Source organism: Nitrosomonas sp. ANs5 (assembly GCF_050584665.1).
Classification (GTDB): domain Bacteria; phylum Pseudomonadota; class Gammaproteobacteria; order Burkholderiales; family Nitrosomonadaceae; genus Nitrosomonas.
Genome location: NZ_JBEUDO010000014.1, coordinates 49,809 through 57,013, shown reverse-complemented (window position 1 = coordinate 57,013; position 7,205 = coordinate 49,809). Strand labels below are relative to the sequence as shown.

Here is a 7,205-nt window from a genome sequence, read left to right as displayed (position 1 = left end):
TTAACTGATTGATTATCAGCGGATCATATTTTCAAGCATGCCAAAAACCATTTTGTTCGGTAATGAACGAGGCTTTTCTGCACTATTATCGAGTACGATCAATAAGTTGTGAGAAGCGACGCAATGGTTGAGTAATCCGCCAACTACGAGAGTTCAGCAGTGAATCCAGGGCTGACCGCAATGTTTGGGTTTCTTGCTGAGCATGCTGCAGTTGGCCAAGTACACCAGCTAATTGTGTTTGATATTCATTCAATGAATTTTGGCAGTCAGCCAATTGCTTTTCCCGGTAAGTGACCAGCTGGGAAGCCTCGTCCAAATGAGTGGCTGCCCAGAAAAAAGCTTGCTCAAAAGGGATTGTGCCGAGTTTTTCCAGCCATTTCATGGCCACCGTCCGGCGCCATTGCCGATAATGCTTGGTATGCTCCGAAAAACCCTTTCCATACCGGTAAACCGCACTGACGCCAGGCACATGGCTCAGCAAACACATTAAGACTTACTCTGATAAAACCGCTTAGCATAGCACCGCCCAAACTTACGCATGGGATTTTCAAGAATCTGATACATGATAGCGGAAATAACAAAGGTAATCAGTATCGATACGATGAACAGCGTAATCCCCGTGAATTCAAAAAATTTATTCATTAATGGTGGTATGGCATTATGGAACAAGTAAACGCCGTAACTGAGATTTCCCATGATTCCTGCTACTAAGATCCATACAGTCGTACTTTGCGCATGACGTAAAAATACCACACCAGCGATAATAATCCATTGATAGCCAAGCGCACTAAGTAAATTGAAAAAACCGAAAGTCATACCGACAATTGCATTACCATGTACGACAAAACCATGGCCCAGAACAAACAACAACAACAATCCTGCTATTCCATACAGAAAACCCTGTAGCTGGTCACAGTTTTTACTAACTAGGTAAGCCAGTGTGCCCAGAAGAAATTCTGGCAAAATACTGGACAGGTGACAGGAGAGCACCAGTTTTAAATATGAATCTTCCGGAAGAAAATGATTCGCCCATAAAACGGTCAGTAGTGATAATCCGGACAGAAAAAGCAATACCAGCGTTACATTGCGTATTTTCAAAAAAACCAATAAACCAATCAAAAGATAGAATTCGACCTCAACAGGGAGAGACCAGAAGGCAGGATTGTAATAAAAGGCGATTTCTTTCGAGACCGTAGTATGCAGGAACAACGCATGCTGTAGAATGATATTATTGTCCCATGTCTTTTGCGGTAATAAGGCATAGAAAATGATCGCAAATAGATACAGCGGATAGATTCTGAAAGTACGCCGGATAGCGAAAGCGGTTGTGTTTTCCCTAGCTGGCGAAAGTAGCAAAGGCGCAAAAACAAAACCACTAATAACAAAAAAGAAGTTTACCCCAGTAAACAGGAAATTTAACCAACTGCGTTCCACGTCTTGAATCAATACAGCGTAATGGCAAAGCATCACCATAATTGCAGCAATGCCACGCAGTAATTCGATGGCCGGATTGACATTCATAGGCTTGTGCTCAGAATTTATACCGGAATCCATTTTATTTAGTAGCATCGCTATGTATATGTCTTGCAGTCATTTTTCATGTTGCCCAGCCCTAGGCAAATGACAAGAATACCGTCTACATTGTATGGATTGGCACTCCGGACAGCATGGTCGATATGATAATGAACGAGGCTTTTCTGCACTATTATCGAATACGATCAATAAGTTGTGAGAAGCGACGCAATGGTTGAGTAATCCGCCAGCTACGAGAGTTCAACAGTGAATCCAAGGCCGACCGCAATGTTTGGGTTTCTTGCTGAGCATGCTGCAGTTGGCCAAGTACACTAGCTAATTGTGTTTGATATTCATTCAATGAATTTTGGCATTCAGCCAATTGCTTTTCCCGGTAAGTGACCAGCTGGGAAGCCTCGTCCAAATGAGTGGCCGCCCAGAAAAAAACCTGTTCAAAAGCAGTTGTGCCGAGTTTTTCCAGCCATTTCATGACCACTGTCCGGCGCCATTCCCGATAATGCTTGGTATGCTCCGAAAAACCCTTTCCATACCGGTAGACTGCACTTACGCCAGGCACATGGCTCAGCGTTGTCAGCTGGGCAATTTGCAACCAAAAATCCCAGTCTTCCAGAATGGGCAGATTCTCGTCGATCCGGCAACCCTGGTCCAGCAGTCGCCGGGAAAACAAGACCGCATGAATCGGCAGGAAATTGGTAACGAGCAAACGCTCGAATTCCCACGAGTGATCATAGATCAGCAAATGCTTGCCTTCCGCATCAACCACCTCAACTCCCGCATACGCGGCCAGATTCTGCGGGGATTGGGCACGCGCCTGGACCAGGCGTGCGATATGCTGCGGATAGAAAAAATCATCATCATCCAGAAAAATCAGCTCATCACCCCGGGCTGCATGCAGTCCGGCATTGGCAGCCGCTGCCCGTGACAAAGGTTGTTCAGATTGCACCAACCGCACTGAACGATTATGCAGATAGTCGGGCAAACGGCGATGCCGGCCCCCCGTGGCATCGATTACCACCATTTCTATGCGGGGATAGGTTTGCGCGATGACACTCGCGATGGCGTCATTCAGTGAGGGCCGGTCGACACTGCGAATGATCACGCTGACAAGAGGTAATTCGGCCGCATCAATCGCCAGCTGCTGGCTGCGCCTCAGCCTCAGCGCAGGTTGCAGCAATGATACAAAGGATCGCCTCAGCTCGCCAGGCGCAACTATCTGGTAAGCTTCGGCCGCAGCGACATCTGCCCCCAGTGAATAAGCACGGTATTGGTTGAGAGCGAGCAGGCGTTGGCGATAGGGCTCAAGTGCTTCCTGTGTAGCAAAACAGGACATGGCTTGTGCCTTGCGCTCGAAAACCGAAGAAATATCAATCAATGCATTGGCGATCAAGGGTGCCGAAACTTCGTAAAATCCAAGCGTTACAGGTTGATCGAGCTGCCTTAGCGCTTCTACGGCAGCCAATGCCAGCACTTGGTGATCGGGATGCCGTTCCGTAATGGCCGGTGCAAGTACCAAGTCTGGTTGATGCTCTGTCAAACTCTCCAGCAGTGTCTGGATCAGTCCATCATCAAAGCCCAGTGAGCGATCTTCGTAATCGAGAAACGTAAGCCCGCTATAGCCAATCACAGCGGCGGCAGCCTGGCTCTCCGCACGCCGCCTGGTAATCAATTCGTCTGAATCGCTGTCACCGCCTTGTGCGCCATTGGTGAAAACCAGAACATGCACTTTTGCGCCCTGTTCAACCAGCAAGCGCAGTAAGCCGCCGCAACCGTAGACTTCATCATCTGGGTGCGGTGCCAACACCAGTACATTCCGAAAAGCGCTGATATCGAACGAAGCGTTGGGATAGAGAGGAAACTCGGGACTACTGTCAAGCACGATAAGGAAAGGGCTCAATGAAATTACAAAATGGCATTTTAATGCGGATCGTCAAGCGAGATGCAACAAACTGTTCACAATCCTTCATTTCAAGTTGATCGTGCCAACATCGGCAGAAAAGCATGGATTTCACCTAAAATCCATGTCCCCGCCTGTCAACCACCAGTAATTGTGTAGCATTTCTGCTGCAGGCGCATGACTCCATGCTGGTGTAGGAATAGGAATTTCCTCTCCAGTCTGGACACCGCCGGTTGCCGTAAAACGGGCAGCAAAATTTTTGGGAATACGCAAAAACAGCCTGTTCTTGCCATGGATACCGGCAATTCTTCGGGCATGGGAGACCATCAGTGGCATTGCATGCAGCGGGGCAATTAAATCCATGATTTCAGTTTCATGTGGATCATGCCGCAATACCATCAATCCGCGCAAGCCTGTACCGAAGCGGCTGACCACCAGCACCAGCTGATAAGCATGTTCAGGGTGGTCTAAATAACGCGCGCGCAAATAGGGCTGATCGCGCACGCCAACAATTGCGTCTTGCAAATCCATTGCCATCCGGTGCCAAAGCGCATCGATCGCGGATGTTTGCCAGATCTCATGCCGGCCAATGATGGGCTGGAGCCGCGTCAGACAATGCGGCATTTTACCAGCGGGCTTCCATTCGATTTCAATCATGCTGCCCACCCCAGTATACAATCCCAGCCGTTCCGCTACCCGCATGTGCCGCTCATTGGGAAATCCGTAGGCCGTCAAAAACACCTTGCCATAGCCAATATAGCGCTCCTGGAAGGTTGCCGCCATCAGGAAAAAAGGCCCCTTTCTGGTCAAGACCCCACGCTCGGCAGGATCAACCATGACATCACCTATCTGAACCGCAGTCCTCGCCTCTCCGAACAGCAGAATAGCGCGCGGCATGCCCCCATAGTGAGCGACCAAACGACCATCCCGCCATATGCCCAAGGCCTGGCTGTTGGCGCGGTCATACTTCCAGCGCCATAACTGTGGCGACATGCTGTGACCGAAGACCCGCTCGAACAAGCTCAGCATTTCTGTTGCGCGTTGCTCCCCAAGCAAGTCTACCCGCCATTTGGGCATGGTTTTTTTTCGGAAATGCAACAAGGCGTAGCCAAAGATACCCTCGGCATATTTTTTACGGTAATGCCGGTTGGATTCATCCAGTTGCGCCAGGACACCAGCCTCTAACCCCAGGTCCCGTTGCAACCGCTGCCGATGCGCATGAGTCATACGCAGCAAATGATCCAGTGTGGGCGCGGCCATGCTCGACAGATCGATGTTTTCGACCAGTTCAAACCCCAGCCGGTCGGCCAGGGTCAATATATCGGCCAGTAAATGCAGGCCTTCCTGACGCGCTTCCGTCCGGCGCAGGGCAAACTCATCGACAATCAGGATATTGCCTTCACAAGGCAACAAACTGAGCGCCTGGTTGAAAATCACCAAAGGATCGATATATTGAGCCGATTCCTGAAATAGCAGCCAGTCGAAACTTTCTGCAGCGGCTTCAAAATCTTCCAGTCGTTGACAGCTGACCGCTACCTGCTGCCCGAAACGCGCCTGCAAGCAGGCAATCTGTGCACGGTCCGGCGTAATACCATGTACCTGGTGGCCCTGCTGAGTCAGTAAAGAAAATGTTGTACCCAAGCCAACGCCAATTTCCAGAATACGGCTGGGTGAAATCGGCAGGCGCGACAAGATGAGATCGGTCGAATGCTGCTGGGCTTCCCGGATGGACATATCGTCACGTTGAAACAATCCGTAATGCAGGGCATCGACCCGTCCTTCCTCCAGGATCAGTGCATAGGCATAGACATTGAGTGGGAAAGCCAGATTCTTGTAGGAAACAGGTATTTTTCGTTCCAGCGCGGGCAGGTTGTCGACCTCACGGTTTGCTGCCTGAGTCATCGCATGAACCGCAGTTTCAGTCTGATATGAAATTTGTCTGAAACTCTTATTCATCGTCTACTTTCCATTGATGCGGCATGAAAAAATAACCTTGCAATCGACTCGATTGCTGCACTCGCACCGTCGCCACCCCAAGCGCCGAATCATATAAATGGATACCACGTTCACAGAGCAAGAATACGCTGATCGTATATTCACCCTTAAGCATGGGAAAATGGGCCATCACCAAGGTTGCAACGCCTTTTCCATTTTGCCCGCGCGCCGGCACAACATGATCCTCCCAGGTTCCGGCGCTGGAGAGCACCCGGTCGTCTGTTGCATGCACAGTCACCCCGATATTTGGGCAAGGCAGATCAGGATCTGAAACAAACGTGACCTTGACCGAAACTGTGGACCGGCCACTCGAAGCCAGCACTTGATCACATCCCTTTCCGTCAACTTCGACCACAATATTTTCCAGGCGCGCCTGGCCCGATGCTGTTCCGGTGGCAGGAGGGAGCAAGGACTGATCATTTTCAGCCAGCTCAGGTTTTTTCCCGGAATCAGTTATCACCTGTTTATCCAGAAACATCTGATAAGCGGCCGTGACCGATTGTGTCTCTCCTTCAGCCATAAGTTGTCCGCGCTCGATCCAAAGCGCGCGGTTACATAACGACTCGATCTGAAACAGTGAATGGGAACAGAACAGGATGGTTTTGCCCATATCGCGTAGCTGCATGATCCGCTCGAAGGATTTTCGTGCAAAAGCACCGTCTCCAACCGACAGGGCTTCATCTATCACCAGAATATCAGGATTGACGTTGATCGCTACCGAAAAAGCCAGGCGGACATACATTCCGCTCGAATAGGTTTTAACCGGTTGATCGATAAAGTCCCCGATTCCGGAAAATTCAATCATGGACTCAAGCCGCGCACCAATTTCTTCCTGATTCAACCCCATGATAGCAGCATTCAACCAGATATTTTCACGGCCGGTAAATTCCGGATTGAACCCGGCCCCCAGCTCCAGCAATGCCGCCAGACGACCATTGATCGCAACTTCTCCACAAGAAGGGGTCAACGTGCCGCAAATCAACTGCAGCAAGGTTGATTTACCTGAGCCGTTACGGCCCATGATGCCAATTACTTCGCCTGGCGCGATGGCCAGATCGATACTCCGTAATGCCCACAATTCCCGGTAATAACGGCGTCTGCCGCGCCAGAGGAATTGTTTCAAACGATCCCTGGGATGTGCATAAAGATGGTAGCACTTGCCGAGTTGTGAGGCATGGATGGCTAGTGCAGTCATTCGAAAATGTGATATCCGTTACAGTCGAAAATAGCTAGGAGGCTGTCCGAGAATAGACTGATCTACTGCGGACGAGCCTGATTGGCCGTATTTTACGATCCTTTTCGTTAAATAGAACGACTATTCGCCTCAAATGATCGAAAAATCCAACTCAACCAGCCTCGCCCTCGCTACGATCGCTATTCTCGGACAGCCTCCTAGTCAGGCGTATCCGGTTATTTTCCAAGCCTTGAGAAAAACAGTCGCAGCGCTCGCAAATCCGGCTTAAACTAGATCATCTTTCGAGAGAAAACTTTATTATACTACTGCTTCCAGCCAAAGCATGTATGAGAGTCAGCACCCAATGCCCGGGATCCCTTTATATCTCTATCCGATACCCGTTTCATATCTTGTAAGGCTCCTGGTGTTGATGAAATCGCGGCACTCTACTGCTATAACGGGTCTGGCCAGCGGCTAAACCCATGCCATGACGGCGCGGTACCGCAACCAGCCAGCACATATATTCGTCAGCATACGGGTACGCTTTGCTGGTTTCATTTGCATTTCCTCTCTTTCAGAATTTATCGAAATCACGTTCGGAGTAACGTC

The 7,205-nt window shown here is 49.7% G+C and carries 6 protein-coding genes; 1 reads left to right on the top strand and 5 read right to left on the bottom strand.

Annotated elements, in window-relative coordinates; all coding sequences use genetic code 11:
• Positions 1 to 85: 85 nt before the first annotated feature.
• The 5 genes from ABTW62_RS05390 to ABTW62_RS05370 form a co-directional block, all read right to left on the bottom strand.
• The gene (locus ABTW62_RS05390; protein ID WP_430903562.1) at positions 86 to 382 is read right to left on the bottom strand and encodes a hypothetical protein; all 297 of its coding nucleotides are present in this window, start codon (positions 380 to 382) and stop codon (positions 86 to 88) included.
• Between the two features lie 104 nt (positions 383 to 486).
• Complete coding sequence (locus tag ABTW62_RS05385; RefSeq protein WP_430903561.1) at positions 487 to 1,521, bottom strand: acyltransferase family protein; 1,035 nt, start codon at positions 1,519 to 1,521, stop codon at positions 487 to 489.
• A gap of 184 nt (positions 1,522 to 1,705) precedes the next feature.
• Positions 1,706 to 3,409, bottom strand: a complete 1,704-nt coding sequence (locus ABTW62_RS05380) for a PIG-L family deacetylase (protein ID WP_430903560.1) — start codon at positions 3,407 to 3,409, stop codon at positions 1,706 to 1,708.
• A 129-nt stretch (positions 3,410 to 3,538) separates the two neighbouring features.
• Positions 3,539 to 5,383 (bottom strand): GNAT family N-acetyltransferase, encoded by a 1,845-nt coding sequence (locus ABTW62_RS05375; RefSeq protein ID WP_430903559.1) that lies wholly within the window; start codon positions 5,381 to 5,383, stop codon positions 3,539 to 3,541.
• Entirely contained in the window at positions 5,376 to 6,617 is a 1,242-nt protein-coding gene (locus tag ABTW62_RS05370; RefSeq protein ID WP_430903558.1) for an ABC transporter ATP-binding protein, read from the bottom strand. Before ABTW62_RS05370 ends, ABTW62_RS05375 begins: the two co-directional genes overlap by 8 nt.
• A gap of 133 nt (positions 6,618 to 6,750) precedes the next feature.
• Here ABTW62_RS05370 and ABTW62_RS05365 point away from each other — a divergent pair, with 133 nt between their 5' ends.
• Positions 6,751 to 6,885, top strand: a complete 135-nt coding sequence (locus tag ABTW62_RS05365; RefSeq protein WP_430903557.1) for a hypothetical protein — start codon at positions 6,751 to 6,753, stop codon at positions 6,883 to 6,885.
• Positions 6,886 to 7,205 lie beyond the last annotated feature (320 nt).